Annotated in this window: 14 protein-coding genes and 1 pseudogene; all 15 read left to right on the plus strand. The window is 31.8% G+C overall.

Annotated features, from left to right (window positions below; genetic code table 11):
- Positions 1 to 234: pseudogene (locus tag Q326_RS18695) on the plus strand (hypothetical protein); the annotation flags it as partial.
- A 158-nt stretch (positions 235 to 392) separates the two neighbouring features.
- Complete coding sequence (locus Q326_RS0111640; protein ID WP_026895556.1) at positions 393 to 1,991, plus strand: putative polysaccharide biosynthesis protein; 1,599 nt, start codon at positions 393 to 395, stop codon at positions 1,989 to 1,991.
- A gap of 14 nt (positions 1,992 to 2,005) precedes the next feature.
- A complete protein-coding gene (locus Q326_RS0111645) occupies positions 2,006 to 3,610 on the plus strand; it encodes a putative polysaccharide biosynthesis protein (RefSeq protein ID WP_026895557.1) in 1,605 nt (534 codons plus the stop codon).
- Positions 3,611 to 3,975: 365 nt separating this feature from the next.
- On the plus strand, positions 3,976 to 5,442 hold the full coding sequence (gene yabN, locus Q326_RS0111650) for a bifunctional methyltransferase/pyrophosphohydrolase YabN (RefSeq protein ID WP_026895558.1): 1,467 nt from the start codon (positions 3,976 to 3,978) through the stop codon (positions 5,440 to 5,442).
- 95 nt (positions 5,443 to 5,537) lie between these two features.
- Positions 5,538 to 5,816: an HU family DNA-binding protein gene (locus Q326_RS0111655; protein ID WP_026895559.1), complete on the plus strand. Its 279-nt coding sequence runs from the start codon at positions 5,538 to 5,540 to the stop codon at positions 5,814 to 5,816.
- Positions 5,817 to 5,880: 64 nt separating this feature from the next.
- Positions 5,881 to 6,126 (plus strand): RNA-binding S4 domain-containing protein, encoded by a 246-nt coding sequence (locus Q326_RS0111660; RefSeq protein WP_026895560.1) that lies wholly within the window; start codon positions 5,881 to 5,883, stop codon positions 6,124 to 6,126.
- 173 nt (positions 6,127 to 6,299) lie between these two features.
- Positions 6,300 to 6,587 (plus strand): sporulation protein YabP, encoded by a 288-nt coding sequence (yabP, locus tag Q326_RS0111665; protein ID WP_026895561.1) that lies wholly within the window; start codon positions 6,300 to 6,302, stop codon positions 6,585 to 6,587.
- A gap of 11 nt (positions 6,588 to 6,598) precedes the next feature.
- Positions 6,599 to 7,111 carry a spore cortex biosynthesis protein YabQ gene (yabQ, locus tag Q326_RS0111670; RefSeq protein ID WP_034602065.1) on the plus strand — a complete coding sequence of 171 codons (513 nt, stop codon included), beginning with the start codon at positions 6,599 to 6,601 and terminating at the stop codon, positions 7,109 to 7,111.
- Between the two features lie 17 nt (positions 7,112 to 7,128).
- Positions 7,129 to 7,437: an FtsB family cell division protein gene (locus Q326_RS17240; protein ID WP_051531426.1), complete on the plus strand. Its 309-nt coding sequence runs from the start codon at positions 7,129 to 7,131 to the stop codon at positions 7,435 to 7,437.
- A gap of 223 nt (positions 7,438 to 7,660) precedes the next feature.
- Positions 7,661 to 8,065: a S1 RNA-binding domain-containing protein gene (locus Q326_RS0111680; RefSeq protein ID WP_026895563.1), complete on the plus strand. Its 405-nt coding sequence runs from the start codon at positions 7,661 to 7,663 to the stop codon at positions 8,063 to 8,065.
- Between the two features lie 202 nt (positions 8,066 to 8,267).
- Complete coding sequence (gene spoIIE, locus Q326_RS0111685; protein ID WP_026895564.1) at positions 8,268 to 10,649, plus strand: stage II sporulation protein E; 2,382 nt, start codon at positions 8,268 to 8,270, stop codon at positions 10,647 to 10,649.
- Positions 10,650 to 10,949: 300 nt separating this feature from the next.
- Entirely contained in the window at positions 10,950 to 12,356 is a 1,407-nt protein-coding gene (tilS, locus tag Q326_RS0111690; RefSeq protein WP_026895565.1) for a tRNA lysidine(34) synthetase TilS, read from the plus strand.
- Entirely contained in the window at positions 12,340 to 12,876 is a 537-nt protein-coding gene (gene hpt, locus Q326_RS0111695; protein ID WP_026895566.1) for a hypoxanthine phosphoribosyltransferase, read from the plus strand. Before tilS ends, hpt begins: the two co-directional genes overlap by 17 nt.
- A 125-nt stretch (positions 12,877 to 13,001) precedes the next feature.
- Positions 13,002 to 14,798: an ATP-dependent zinc metalloprotease FtsH gene (ftsH, locus tag Q326_RS0111700; RefSeq protein WP_026895567.1), complete on the plus strand. Its 1,797-nt coding sequence runs from the start codon at positions 13,002 to 13,004 to the stop codon at positions 14,796 to 14,798.
- A 444-nt stretch (positions 14,799 to 15,242) separates the two neighbouring features.
- Positions 15,243 to 16,655: a YfcC family protein gene (locus Q326_RS0111710; RefSeq protein ID WP_026895568.1), complete on the plus strand. Its 1,413-nt coding sequence runs from the start codon at positions 15,243 to 15,245 to the stop codon at positions 16,653 to 16,655.
- Positions 16,656 to 16,831 lie beyond the last annotated feature (176 nt).

The raw sequence follows: 16,831 nt of genomic DNA on the forward strand, positions 1-16,831 counted from the left end.
TATACAAGTGGTTGCAGTGCCTTTGACTTAGAGCCGATAACTAAAAAGACATATGATAAATCTCGTAGAGTAGTAAGAGGACTATTTAAGTCAAGTTTTGGATTGGTAAATTCGGACGTGAATGGTAGTCTAAACATATTAAGAAAAGAAGAAAAATGTATTCCCAAGTTAGTTGAGACTATGAGGGATAAGGGCAAGTGTTCTCGCCCGTTAAGAATAAGGGTTGCCTGCTAAGGTCGAAAGTTAAATACCAAACTTCTTACAAAGAAGCCACCGTTGCTTGTCTCGGTGGTAAGTTCACATACTATACACATAAAATCCTTTCTGATATAATAATGATATTGGTCTTATAAGGCATATTAACAGAGCTTGAAAGGTTTGGGAGGGAGAAAATGAGTAAGAGTAATTTTTTAAAAGGTGCCTTAGTATTAGGGGTAGCAGGGGTAGTTATAAAGATATTGGGGGCTATGTATAGGATACCACTGGGTAACCTAATAGGAGACCAAGGAATGGGGTATTATCAGACTGCATATCCCCTTTATAACTTGATGTTTGCTATATCCACTTCAGGTATACCTATAGCAATAGCAAAGCTTGTGTCAGAAAAAAGGGCTTTGGGTGATTATATAGGAGCCCATAGAGTTTTTAAGATTGCTTTTATGGGATTGGTAATAGGTGGAATATTGACATCTGCCTGCGTGATTTTTGGAGCAGATTTCATTGTAGAAAAAATTGGTAATAATAAGGCCTATTATTCTATGATAGCCCTTGGACCAGCATTATTTTTTGTTCCAATAACTTCTGCTTTTAGAGGATATTTTCAAGGTATACAAGATATGGTGCCTACTGCAGTCTCTCAAGTTGTAGAGCAATTGGGTAGAGTTATAGTAGGTCTATACTTGGCATATATATTGCTAGATAGAGGACTGGATGTAGCAGCAGGAGGAGCCTCTTTTGGTGCATCAGCTGGTGCTGTTATGGGAATGATAGCTATTATGATTATATATATAAGAAGAAGGAAGGATATATTAAGGGATGTTAGTTCTTCTGAAATATATAAGGCAGAAAGTACTAAAGACATAATCAAAGATATATTATATATAGCTGTACCTATAACTATAGGTTCTTCGGTAGTTCCACTTTTAAATACTATTGATGTTGCTATAGTTATGAGAAGGCTACAGCTCATAGGATATACTGAAGCTGAAGCTTCTGGGCTCTATGGACAGTTAACTGGTATGGCTCAAACATTGATTAATTTTCCACAGATTTTTTCTATAGCATTGGCAGTAAGTTTAGTACCTGCTATATCAGATGCTAGAGCTAGAAAAAATTATAATCAATTAAAGAGGATCGTTTCTTCAGGTATAAGGGTCACATTACTTATTGGACTACCTGCAGCTATGGGACTGTTTGTTTTGGCAACGCCAATAATGAAATTATTATATTTTAATAATCCCCTAGAGGTACAGCATAGTGCTGGTAGCATACTAGCTGTACTTAGTTTTAGTGTTATATTTTTGACTATGGTTCAAACGTTAACAGCTATTCTTCAAGGTATAGGTAAACCAATAATACCTGTATTCAATTTATTGATAGGGGCATTGGTAAAATTGGTATTGACATATGTATTGACTGCTATACCAGCTATTGGTATAAAAGGTGCAGCTATAAGTACTATCATGGCCTATCTTATAGCATCAATATTGAATTTTATATATGTGAAGAAGCATATTAGGGTGTCTTTTAGCTTTATTGATATTATAATAAAACCTTTAATCTCTGTACTGATTATGTCGGGAACTGTATTTTTATTATATGAGTCACTGGATAGTGTTATCGGTGAAAATGTATCAACAATTTTATCAGTACTTATAGGAGCAATAATATATGGAGTATTATTGATATTAACAGGTTGTGTGAAAAAGTCAGATTTAGATATAGTACCAGCAGGTGAAAAAATATCGAAAATACTTAAAATTAAAAATTAATTAAGGGGTGCTATATGAGTCGTAAAAACTTTATAAAAGGGGCTGCAATATTGGGAATAGCAGGTCTTTTAGCAAAGATACTGGGATTTTTTTATAGAATACCCATAGTAAATATATTAGGTGATGTAGGTAATGGATATTTGATGCAGTCTTTTCAAGTATATAATATCTTATTAGCACTATCTACTTCGGGACTAAATGTAGCTATAGCTAAACTAGTGTCTGAAAAGAGGGCTATGGGAAGTAATAGAGGTGCCCATAGAGTATTTGAAGTGTCTTTAATGATGCTTGCTGCTGGTGGGGCTATTTCAGCAATAATAGTATACCTTGGAGCAGATGCTATAGTTAGGATAGGAGGGAATAGTAATGCATACTATTCTATGGTTGCATTAATACCTGCATTGTTCTTTGTTCCAATAATGTCATCTTTTAGAGGGTATTTTCAAGGCAGACAAAATATGACCCCTACTGCTGTAAGTCAGGTAGTAGAGCAATTTATAAGGGTTATAATCGGACTATGGTTGGCGTACATTCTTGTGGACAGTGGCATAGATATAGCTTCAGGAGGGGCATCATTTGGCTCGTCAGCAGGTGCTATAGTAGGTACTATGTCTATAGTATTTATATATATGATCAATAGAAAGAAAATAAAAAAAGAGTTCAAACAAGATACTATAAAGCATATAGAATCTAAAAAGACTATAATGAAAAGAATAATGAATATAGCTATACCACTATCCATAGGGGCTATAGTAGTACCATCAATGACATTTATTGATATAGCTATAATAACTAAGAGGATTCAATTGATAGGTTATACAGAGCAACAGGCAACTGGATTTGTAGGGCAAATTGGCATGGCCAATACTATTATAAATGTTGCGATGATATTTTCTGTATCTTTAGCAATGAGTTTAGTGCCTATAGTATCTGAATATAATGCCAAGAATAATTATAACAATATAAAAAGAATAACTAAGTCTGGTATAAGGATGGCTCTTTTAATAGGACTACCAGCTGCATTGGGTATTTCTATACTTTCCACAGATATTATAAAACTTTTATATTATAGTAGATCTATTGAAGTAAAGGAAAGTGCAGGTGGCATACTTGAAATTTTAGCATTTACTGTATTATTTTTGACATTGGTACAATCATTAACGGCTATTTTACAAGGATTAGGCAAAGTATTAATTCCAATAAAGAATCTGGCAATAGGGGCTATTATAAAAATAGTTCTGACATATATACTGATAGTGATGCCAGGAATAGGAATAAAGGGAGCGGCTATAAGTACCGTTTCAGCATATCTAGTGGCAGCTATATTAGATTTTATTGCAGTAAAGAAGTATACAGCTACCGAATTTGAAATTAAAAATATATTTGTTAAGCCATTAGTATCAGTTTCAATTATGTCAGTCACAGTATGGGTATTTCATAAATATATATTTACCTTCATTGACCCTAGAGTAAATACTTTGCTATCTGTCTGTGTGGGAGTATTGACATATGGAATAGCTTTGATTATTACAGGTTCTATAACTGCAACAGACTTCAGTTTATTACCTGGTGGCAATAAAATAGCTGCTAATTTGAAAAAAGTGGGCATACTAAGGTAAAATCAGTTCATAGTTTATAGTTCTCAGTTTATAGTTCTCAGTTCTTAGTTCTTAGTTGTTAGGAAAGAAGGGGGACGCTAGCGTCCCCCTAAGAGCCAAGAACTAAGAACTAAGAGCCAAGAACTAAGAACTAAGAGCCAAGAACTAAGAACTAAGAGCCAAGAACTAAGAACTAAGAGCCAAGAACTAAGAACTAAGAGCCAAGAACTAAGAACTAAGAGCCAAGAACTAAGAACTAAGAGCCAAGAACTAAGAGCCAAGAACTAAGAACTAAGAGCCAAGAACTAAGAGCCAAGAACTAAGAGCCAAGAGCCAAGAGCCAAGAACTAAGACCCAAGAGCTAATAAAAAGAGGTGAATGGATATATGGGTAAAATTATAATTATAGGTATGGGACCGGGAGATAAGGATTATTTAACCTTAGAAGCATTTGAAAAGATTAAAAATGGCAATAATATATACTTAAGAACGGCATGGCATGGAGTAGCTGAATATTTAACATCTCAACAGATAAATTTTTATAATTATGATTATGTATATGAAGAAAAAGATAGCTTTGACGATGTTAATAAGTTCATATGTGATGATTTGGTACAAAAGTCTCAAAAATACGGAGAAATAAATTATTGTGTACCTGGAAATCCCTTTGATGGTGATGATACTGTGAATATGCTTATCGATATGGAGGCTGATAAATTAGTAGAATTAGAGATAATAGAGGGATTAAGTACGGTAGATTTAGTAATGAATATTGTAAAAAGAGATCTAATGGATGGGACTAAAATATTAAACGGATTGAACATTAATAGCCGTGATATGGATATAAACCTTGATATTATCGTATTCCAAATATATAATAGAATCATAGCATCAGAATTTAAGGTTATGATTACAGATGTATATGGAGATAATTATAATGTATATGTAATTGAGAATACTGGAATTAAAAATGCACACAAAGTGCATTATATACCTATATATCAACTTGATAGAGTATGTTCATTTGATTATAATACTGTGATTTTTATTCCTAAGATGGAAAAAGAAAATAGAAAAGTTTATAATATGTATAATTTAATTAATATTATGGAAATATTAAGAAGTAAAGATGGCTGCCCATGGGATATGAAGCAGACCCATGACTCTTTGAGGCAATATGTGTTGGAAGAAGCCTATGAAGTTGTGGATGCTATAGATATTGGGGATATAGATTCAATAGTTGAAGAGCTGGGAGATCTATTGTTACAGGTAGTGTTCCATAGTCAAATAGCCAGTGAAGAAGGTGATTTCAATATAAAAGATGTCACTACTGGCATATGTAAAAAACTCATATATAGGCATCCCCATGTTTTTGGAGAAAAGAAAGCCAAGGGTATAGAAGATGCCAATAGTAATTGGAATGATATGAAGGCTGTAGAGAAGGCTATAAAGACCCATACCGACAGAATGAAGGACATACCAGCAGGATTATCTTCATTGATGAAATCCTATAAAGTTCAAAAAAGGGCAGCAGATGTAGGATTTGATTGGGATGAGATTGCTGATGCATATGATAAGATTAATGAAGAATTACAAGAAGTTAGAGAGGAAGAAAGGGGTGGTGATGAACAAAAGATAGAAGAGGAGATTGGAGATCTATTATTTGCGGTAGTTAATGTAAGTAGGTTTTTGCATGTAAATCCTGAGACAGCATTAAATAAGACTGTGAAAAAATTCATAGAAAGATTTGAGTTTATAGAAAACACAGCATTAAAAGAAAACAAGGATTTAAATGAGATGTCTTTACAGGAAATGGATAAACTATGGAATATGGCAAAGATACATAAAAAATAGGTAAAAATTATCCTTGAAAAGAAGGATTTTAGCAAAAAACCTAGAATATGCTATACGTACTAATTTTAATAATGAAAAATAGGGAGGTATTTATTGTGAACAAAGCTGAATTAATTACAAGTATAAGCGAAAAAAGTGGATTGACTAAAAAAGATGCCGAAAGTGCATTAAATGCATTTATGAAGAGTGTAGAATCTGCTTTAGTTGACGGAAACAAGGTTCAATTAGTAGGTTTTGGAACTTTTGAAGTGAGAGAAAGAAAAGCTAGAGAGGGAAGAAATCCAAGAAATCCAGAGGAAAAGATTATGATACCAGCATCAAAAGCACCAGTATTTAAGGCAGGAAAGACTTTAAAGGAAGCTGTTAATAAATAGAAATGAATATAAAAAATCAGGTCTAAGCCTGATTTTTTTATTAGATTTGTAAGAGGAGATTTTCATGAGAGTAGATAAGTTTTTGAAAAATGCTAGAATAATAAAACGAAGAACTATAGCTAAAGAGGCCTGTGAACAAGGAAGAGTACTTGTAAATGGAAAAGAATCAAAACCTGGAGTAGAGGTAGATATCGGAGATATAGTACAAATAAATTTTGGAAATAATAAAATGAAAATAGAAATAATAGATATATCTGAACATGTGCCTAAAGACAAAGCTCAGGACATGTATAAAATATTAAATTCATAGATAGAGAGATAATAGAGACGCCCATTTGGGCGTCTTAGTTTTTATAAATAGGTAATTAGTTACTAACTAGTTTAATAAAGAGTTTTAAATGTTAAATAGGTGTATTTTTGCATAAAAATATAAAATAAATCATATCTATATAGTAATAATAATTGGGGTAGGGGGAGAGTAGCTTGGATAATAATTCAAATATTGGCAAGCAACAGAACTTGATATTAGAAAACAGAAAAAGTTTATCCATATCAGGGATTGAGCACGTAAATAGTTTTGATGAAAATACTATAGTTCTCAGTACTGTGCAAGGACTACTAACTATAACAGGTAAAGAGTTAAATATAAATAAAGTCAATCTAGAAGATGGTAATGTGAAAATAGAGGGTCATGTAGAGGGCTTAGTATATTCTAATAAAGAATTTACTAAGGAAAAGGGAAAGGGATTTTTGAAAAAAATGTTTAAATAGGGATGGTTTATATGGAAGGATTTGTTGCAAATCAAGCTCAAATATTTTTCAATACGTTTTTAGGAGGTGTGTTTATAGGGATAATCTATGATATATATGTGACCTTTAGACACTTTTATAAACCTAAAAAAATAGCATCTTGCTTTGGAGATTTATTATTTTGGTTCTTTACAGTTATAGTAATAGGCACTATACTTTTTTATAGTAATTGGGGAGAAATCAGAGGATATACATTATTGGGATTTTTGATAGGTGTATTATTTTATTTTAAATTTATAAGTAAGTTTATAAGAAAGATTTTAATGATAGTTGGAGATAAAGTATGTAAATTCATTGTTAGAGTTGCATATATAGTTTGCTATCCTTTTAATAAAATTGGAAAAATATTAAGATTTATATATAATCCACTTTCATCTAAAACAAATAAGATATATAATAAAATAAAGTATTTATTTAGATTACCCAAGGTAGTTTGTTCTGATATTAGAAAATACTATAAGATGATTATCATGAAAAAATCGTGAAGAAGGGTGATTTTATTATGTCTAATGACAAAGGAAAAACGAGACTAAAGATAAGACATCTATTAATCCTCTTTTTTGTTATTTATCTTTTATCTACATTTATAAAACAGCATAGAATGATAACAACATTAGAAGCAGAAAAAGTGCAAAGAGAAGAACAAGTCATGGAGTTGCAACAGGAAATAGAGGAAATAAAAGAAAATGTTGAAAATTCTGATTCACTTGAGTATATAGAGAAAATTGCAAGGGAAGAACTTAAAATGGTGAAACCTGAAGAAATAATATTTATAGATAAAAATAAATATAAGGAAAAAGAGACTGAATAACTGGAAATAGCTTATATTGACATATTTTTAATTATAATATATACTTATTAAAGAAAGATGAGTATGCTACTTGTTATATTGTTTTATAACACATAGAGAATATTTTTATAAAAAATGATTTTCCTAATGTGTTTTAATAAAATTTATACTATTTTAATAAAATATATCGAAGAGCAGAGGTTTTGTTCTAAAGAGAATACTTAGAAGGAGGAATACTTTATTTATGCCAGCTAAAGTAGGTACAGTGGTTGAAGGCACTGTGACAGGGATAACAAACTTTGGTGCTTTTGTTCAATTGCCAAGCGGAAAAGCTGGGCTAGTCCACATTTCTGAAATATCCCATGATTATGTAAACAATATTAATGATTATCTGAAAAAGAATCAGAAGGTCAAAGTTAAGATTTTGTCTATAGATGGAGAAGGGAAGATAAGTCTATCTATAAGACAAGCTCAACCTAAGAAGAGTAGTTCTAAACCTGAAGAGATTGATTGGACTTCTAAAAGCGATGTAAAGATGAAGTCTATGTCTTTTGAAGATAAGATGTCTAAGTTTTTAAAAGACAGTACTGAAAGGCAAGAACAATTAAAAAGCAGGGAATCGAAAAGAGGTCAGTCTAGAGGCCGTTAATATATTGATATGTTTAAAGCGGCAATTTAAACCGGAGTTATCCGGTTTTTCTTTTTGTCTAAAAAAATACTTAATTAGGGAAAATAAAAAATAATATTAGTTATTGTCAAAAAGTTTTTTTGTATGGACAACCTGTATTGACAAATATCTTAGCAAACATTTGATACAATGACATCAATTAAAATAAGGATGGTGGTATCAAATGATAAATAAGGTTGAATGGATGACAGTTAAGAATGTGAAGGAGACATCTGGACAACCCTCCACGTTATCAAGATTAAAGGGAGTAGATCTTTCATATTTTTTTATTAGTATAATGACTTTTTTAGTTTCAAGAGCAGTAATAATGGATAATATAACACCTTTTGGAATAACTTTTTTAGCGGTATTAATGAAGATGAGGAAAGAAAAGATTCTAATACCTTTTCTAATATCGGGGTTTTCATTATTTACAGTGCATGGTGTTGACTCATATAAGTATTTGATTCCATTAGGTATAATTTTTTTATGCCAAAATAATTTAAAGAAAAAGGGTAATATAGCTACAGCGGCCATATTGGCAACTATTTTATTTATAACAAAGGCATCTTATATAATTTTTTCAAAGGTATATGTATATGATTTAGTAATAGCTTTTTTCGAATCAATTATAATATTTTCTTTAACATATGTATTTCTCTATAATTTACCATCAGTACAGAAAAGCTATGACAGAAAACTATCCACAGAAGAAATGATATCTTGTTCAATAATACTATCCCTTGCTCTCTTAGGGATTGGAAGTAGTACATTTATGGGAGTAAGTATAAAATATATTTTCTCAATACTGACAATATTGTTAGTCTCTTATAATATAGGCATGTCATATGGAACAGTTATAGGGGTAAGTATAGGAATGGTACTCTCATTATCAACTATGAATACGCCCTATATAATTGCTATATTTAGTATATCTAGTTTGTTGACTGGATTGTTCAAAGATTTAGGAAAATTTTTAGGGGGAGTAGGATTTTTCATAGGAAATAGTTTAATATCTTATTATGCAAATGGTCTTAGTGAACCTATTATAGGATATAAAGAAATAGGATTGGCATTAATACTTTTTATTGTATTAAATAAAAAGTTTAGTGAAAGCTTAGACAAATTGTGGTCAACACATAAAGAAGTTGTCAATTGTCCATCTGAGAGTTATGATAATTACGATATTAGAAATAGAACATGTGATAGACTTAAAGATATTTCTACTGTTTTTGAAGAATTGGCAGCTACATTTATGCAGGTTGTAAGACAAGAAAGGCCTAGTAATCAGAAAGATATATCTAAATTTGCTGAAGCTATGATTGATGGTATATGTAAAGAATGCCCAATGTATAGATTCTGTTGGGAAAATGATTTCTACAACACATATAATTCTATGTTTGAATTGATCAATACAATTGAGGTAAAGGGTAAATTGACGGAAGATTTAATGCCAAATAATTTAAAAAAGAGATGCATAAAGTCTAAAGATATTTTGAATAAGGCCGATTATTTATTTGAAATATATAAAAGTAATCACAAATGTAAAAAAATAATTGCTGAAAACAGACAGCTTATAGCTCAACAGCTAGAGGGTGTTTCGCAGATAATTTCTACATTAAGTGAAGATATATCAAAAGATGTTAAAATAAAGAGGAATGTTGAAGAGGATATATGGACTAATTTGATTAATCAAAATATAGAAGTAAAGAAGGTATTGGTAACAGAATATGAAGACGGGGAATTTGAAATATATTTAGAAATCGCCAATAATGATATGTCCACATTGATTGAGAAAAAGGTGATTTCTACAGTTTCCAAGGTAGTGGGAATGGAGCTCAAAAGGGATGATTTTTTCGATGATGGAAGCATCAGAAATAGAGTTAAATTTAAATTAATAAAGACTAATAAATTTGAGGCAATAACTAAAGTTGCCAAATATGAGAGCTCTATGGATGCCATATCGGGAGATAGTTTTACATTTGGAGAGAAGGATAATAAGTATTATGTAGCATTGAGTGATGGAATGGGTATAGGGAAAAGGGCAAATAGAGAAAGTGAAGTTACTATATCTATATTGGAGAAGCTTTTACAGGCAGGGTATGATAAAGAATTAGCCTTAAAGACTATCAATTCCATACTTGTGTTAAAATCAGAGGATGAGATGTCTAGTACAATAGATGTTTCTCATATAGATCTATATACAGGAAGAACTCAATTTATAAAAGCAGGATCTGCCCCCACATTTATAAAAAGAGATGATACTGTGGAGGTTATAAATAGTAATAGTCTTCCAGCAGGTATACTAAAGGAAGTAGATTTCAATGTATACGAAAAGGATTTAAAAAATGGAGATTTAATAATAATGGTGTCTGATGGTGTGCTAGATGCCAATAAAGATATTGACGACAAAGAAAAATGGCTGTGTGAAAGTATAAATAATATGGGTACTGTGAATCCACAGAAATTAGCAAATTATATCTTGGATTTGGCATTGGATGTTGCTACAGATGAGGATATTGATGATATGACTGTATTAGTAACTAAAGTTTGGAAAGGGCTATAGTATATTGGTATTAATGGAAAAGGAGTTTAAAATTTAGGAGACGATATCGTCTCCTAAATTTTTTATAGAAAGAGATACGTTAGAATTTTGATAAATAATTACTATTCACTGTTAAAGATTATTAACTAAATAGAGTTGACAAATTAATTCTAAAATATAATATATAGTATGTAATATGTAAAAGTAGAAATAAAGTTTTTTTAATTACAATATTTTAGGGTATAAGAGTATATGAATAAAATTAAAGAAAATAATAAAAAAAGGAACAATTTTGGAAACTGAATATTGGGATGTGGTTATATGAAAAAAAAGATGATGGAAACTATACAGAGACATGATATGATACAAAAGGGAGATAATATTTTAATAGGGGTATCTGGTGGGCCCGATTCAATGGCCCTTTTTTCTCTTTTAAGGGAGATTTCAATAGAAATGTCTTTAACATTATTGGTAGCCCATGTAAATCATGGAGTTAGAGGTGAAGCTGCTGATAAGGATGAAGAATATGTAAAAGATATATGTAAAAAATGGGGAATACCTTTTTACTCTAAGAGGGTGAATATGGATGAGTATGCCAAGATTCATGGGCTTACATCAGAGGAAGCAGGAAGGGCTTTAAGGTATGGTTTTTTTAATGAAATATTGAAGAAAAAAGAAGGGGGGAAAATAGCTGTTGCTCATAATAAAGGGGATCAAGCTGAGACTGTATTAATGAGGTTTATTAGAGGGACAGGAGTAGATGGACTTAAAGGAATAGAATATAAAAATGGAAATATAATAAGGCCTCTTTTGGATATTAGTAGAGAAGAAATAGAGAGGTATTGTGAAACAGAAAACCTTAGTCCCCGCATAGATAAGACTAATTTAGAACCTATATATGGTCGGAATAAAATAAGATTAGAAATGATTCCCTATATACAGGATAATTTTAATGAGGGCATTATAGATACATTGTGTAGGATGGCTAATTTAATGGAAGTGGATGGTGAATATTTAAATGAATGTGCTAAAAGGTCATATAAAGAGGTCTTAGAACAGAAAACAAGATATGAAATAAGATTAAATATCTATAAGTTTTTAAGCCTACATAATGCTATCAAAGGTAGAGTAATAAGGCATGCATTGGAATGTTTGCTGGGTCATCTTACAGGAATAGAAGAAAGACATATTAGAAGTATTATAGAGTTAGTATCCACTAAAAAAGTGGGTAAGACTATAGATATGCCCTATGGGCTTAAAGTGTACATAAGTTATGAAGATTTTTTAATAAAGAAAAAGGATTTTTATATCACTAAAGACTATAAAGTTAAATTAGATATGGACAAAGAAAACCTATTACATCCTATAGACGCTAAAATCACATGTAAGGTGTTTGATATTAATGAAATACATACTAAATCTAAACACAGGTTTATAAAATATTTTGATTATGATAAAATAAAAGACGGATTATATATAAGGAATAGAAGAAGTGGTGATAGAATTAAGCCTTTAGGAATGAATGGTACAAAAAAACTCAAGGATTTTTTTATAGACCAGAAGATTCCCAAATATCTGAGGGACAGTATACCCATTATTACAGATGGTGATGGCATAGTATGGATTGTAGGATATAGAATAGGAGATCCTTATAAAATCGATGAAAACACTAAAAAAATATTGATGGTAAAATACGAAGGGGAGGATTTAAATGAGAGAAGATCTTGAAAGTATTCTAATAAGTACTGAAGAAATTCAAAAAAAAGTAAAGAAATTGGGAGAAAAAATAACTGAGGACTATAGGGATAAAGATTTAATGTTGATATGTGTACTGAAAGGCGCTGTAATGTTTATGACTGATTTGGCACAATCAATAGATTTACCTTTAGATATGGATTTTATGGCTGTTTCCAGCTATGGAAATGCGTCTAAGTCTAGTGGTGTTGTAAGGATAATAAAGGATTTAGAGACAAGCATAGAAGGAAAGGATATCTTGATTGTAGAAGATATAATAGACAGTGGTCTTACATTGAACTATTTAGTAGATATATTAAAATCTAGAGGACCTAATTCAGTTAAAATATGTACACTCCTTGATAAACCTGAAGGAAGGCAAGCGCCAGTGGAAGTGGATTATATGGGATTTGATGTGCCAAATGAATTTGTAGTTGGATATGGATTAGACTTTGCAGAAAAATATAGAAATTTACCGTATATAGCAGTGCTTAAAGAAGAGATTTATAAGTAAAAGGTACTTATATACATAATTTAAATCCATCAATTATGCAATTTTTCATATAAATTGTATTTTATAATTGAATATGTTAGAATGAAATGATACTATGATTTTATTTCGAGAGAGGAGGACTGTAGTTGAGGAAATTTTTCAGGGGTATAAGTTTTTATTTACTTATATTCATTATAATAATAGTTATAGTACAGCTTGTAGCCCAACCTATGGATCAAACTGTGAAGATACCATATACGCAATTAGAAAAAGAAATAGAAAGTGGAAATATTAAGAGGATAAAATTAGTTGAAAATTCTGTGACTGGACAGTTGGCTGATGGTAAGCCTTTTGTATCCCATGTGCCTAATATTCAAAAAGAATATTATGATGAATTAGTTAAAGAAAGTGGTATAGAAGTTGTAGCAGAACCGGAGCCAGGTACTCCTTGGTTTTTACAAGCGTTACCAACTATTTTTATGGTTCTGATTTTTATAGTATTTTGGTTTGTGTTTATGCAGCAGTCTCAAGGTGGCGGAGGACGGGTAATGTCCTTTGGTAAAAGCAAGGCTAAAATGCATAAAGAAAATGAAGGTAAAAAGGTTACTTTTGATGATGTGGCAGGACTAGATGAGGAAAAAGAGGAACTGAAGGAAATAGTAGATTTCCTAAAGAATCCTAAGAAGTTTATTGAATTGGGAGCGCGGATTCCTAAAGGTGTTTTGATGGTAGGTCCTCCAGGAACAGGAAAAACTTATTTATCTAGGGCTGTATCAGGAGAAGCAGGAGTACCATTTTTTAGTATAAGTGGTTCTGACTTTGTTGAAATGTTCGTAGGTGTAGGTGCTTCTAGAGTTAGAGATTTATTTGAACAAGCAAAAAAGAATTCTCCTTGTATTGTATTTATTGATGAAATAGATGCAGTGGGTAGAAGGAGAGGTGCTGGTCTTGGTGGAGGACATGATGAAAGGGAACAAACATTGAATCAGCTTTTAGTTGAAATGGATGGTTTTGGAGAAAATGAAGGTATCATAATAATAGCTGCAACAAATAGACCAGATATATTGGACCCAGCACTATTAAGACCAGGAAGATTTGATAGACAGGTGAGTGTAGGTGCACCTGATATAAAGGGAAGAGAAGAGATACTAAAGATTCATACGAGGAACAAACCTCTTGATGAAGGAGTAGACTTAAAGATAATAGCTAGAAGAACTCCAGGATTTACTCCTGCGGATATAGAGAACCTTGTTAATGAAGCTGCTCTTCTATCTGCTAGGGAGAATTTGAAAAAGGTACCTATGCATTTACTTGAAGAGGCCATAACTAAGGTTATAGCAGGACCTGAAAAGAAAAGTAGAATAATAAGTGAAAGTGAGAAAAAGCTTACTGCTTACCATGAAGCAGGTCATGCGGTAGTTGCTAGGCTTCTGCCCAATACCGACCCTGTTCATTTGATAACTATAATACCCCGTGGTAGAGCTGGTGGTTTTACAATGATACTACCTACTGAAGATAAATATTATATGAGAAAGGTAGAAATGGAAGAGAGTTTAGTCCATCTATTAGGAGGAAGAGTTGCAGAAAAACTTGTATTAGACGATATAAGTACAGGTGCATCCAACGATATAGAGAGAGCAACTAAAATTGCTAGGAATATGGTAACTCATTATGGTATGAGTGAAGAATTAGGGCCAATGACATATGGTGATGACAATAATGAAGTATTCCTTGGTAGAGATATAGGAAGAAGCAAAAATTACAGTGAAGAAGTGGCAGCAAAGATAGACAATGAAATGAGAAAAATTATAGATATGGCATATAATAAGGCAGAGAAGTTGTTAAGTGAAAATATGGAGAAGCTTCATAAAGTAGCCCAGGCATTATTGGAAAAAGAAACATTAAATGCCCAGGAATTTGAAGAAATATTTAGTGAAGCGTAATAAAGATGCCTAAAAGAGCCATTTGAGGCTCATGGCAAAGGTGTAGAAAAGTTAGTAGGTAATAGTTAGTAGTTAGTAGTTGATGGTGGAAATCTTATGGATTTTATCATTAGACTACTAACCACTAACTACGAACTACTAACTTTTTTATGTTTAAAATTAGCTATGAAAGAAGATTCAGAAAAAACAAAAAACAAGCAGGATTTTTAAAAAAGAACATCGAATATAAAGTAAACATCATAATAGGAACAGAATGTTTATTATATGAACAAAAAGGGGGTGTTTATATGTCTTAAAATATAGCATATATTTATAATACTACAATGGTATTGAAGAGATTACCTTAAAGGTTTTATAAATTGACAACTATAGATATTGGCAAGTAAGTAAATAATAATACAGATATGGAAGAAATCAAATCCAAATATTATGAGGAGGTTTTATATGTCTAGTAATATGAAAACTGAGAAGAGGTTTAAGGTACCCCATACGTATGTTATTCTTTTTTCTGTAATATTGATAATGTCAATATTGACATATGTAATACCAGCAGGAGAGTTTGAAAGAGTTGAAGATCCTAGTACAAATAGGACTGTGGTAGACCCAGAATCTTTTCATAATGTAGAACAAAATCCAACAAGAATATTTGACTTATTTCAATCTATACCAAAGGGAATGAAAAGTGCATCTACAATAATATTTTTTATATTTATTGTTGGCGGTTCATTTCAGATAATAACAGGTACTGGAGCTATAGAAGCTACTATAGCTAAAATAGCATTGAGTTTAAAAGGAAAAGAAAAAATGATGATTCCCATATTTGTATTGATGTTTTCTATAGCAGGTGGAACTATAGGTATGGCGGAAGAGGCCATAGTATTTGTACCCATAGGCATTGCACTAGCGAGGGCGTTGGGATTTGATTCAATAACTGGTACTGCTATGATTACTTTAGGTGCTGCATGTGGATTTACATCGGGATTTATGAATCCTTTTACTGTAGGAGTGGCTCAAGGAATAGCAGAATTACCTATGTTCTCTGGAATAGCTATAAGATTGGCTATATTGGTAGTAATGGTAGTGGCTACTACCATATATTTGATGAGATATGCTGAAAAAGTAAAAAACAATCCTGAAAAGAGTGTTGTTCGAGAGCTGGAATTACAAGAAAAGGCTCAAGTGATTGATTTAGATAATATACCAAAGTTTCAAACACAGCATTATTTTGTTTTACTGGCATTAATTGTAGGGTTTGCTACTATAATTTTTGGAGTGTTTAAATACGGTTGGTACATTACAGAGATAGGATCTACATTTTTGGCTATGGGCATAATAGGTGGTTTTTTAGGAAAACTTGGCCCTAGTAGAGTTGCACAGGAGTTTGTATCGGGGGCTAAATCTATAGTATTTGGTGCATTAGTTGTAGGGGTGGCAAGGGGGATATTGGTAGTTATGCAGGATGGTATGATTATAGATTCCATAATAAATGGCTTAGCCTCAGCTATCCAAACACTACCTAAATCTATTTCTGTATTGGGCATGTATATAACACAGATAGTAATTAATTTCTTTATACCCTCTGGTAGTGGTCAGGCAGCAACTACTATGCCTATAATGACTCCCCTTGCGGATATTATAGATGTGACGCGGCAAACTGCTGTTATGGCATATCAATTTGGAGATGGGTTTACTAACTCTATAATACCTACATCGGGAGCATTAATGGGTGTATTATCTATAGCTAAAATTCCTTATGAAAAATGGGTTAAATTTTTATGGCCCCTTATGCTTGTTTGGGTGGCTATAGGTGCTGGATTTCTATTGTTTGCAAGTGTAGTTAATTATGGACCCTTTTGAGGATGCTATATTTCATAATGAGAATAGAAGAAAAACTGTACCCTAAATTAAATAAAAGATATAATGGATATACTGGACTTTGTATAATAAATTTAAAAAAATAGCAGTTGAATTATATAGAATGTTAAACGAGGTAATATTTACCTCGTTTTTACTCATATAGTTTGTGATTACTA

The organism is Clostridiisalibacter paucivorans DSM 22131 (assembly GCF_000620125.1).
Taxonomy (GTDB): Bacteria; Bacillota; Clostridia; order Tissierellales; family Clostridiisalibacteraceae; genus Clostridiisalibacter; species Clostridiisalibacter paucivorans.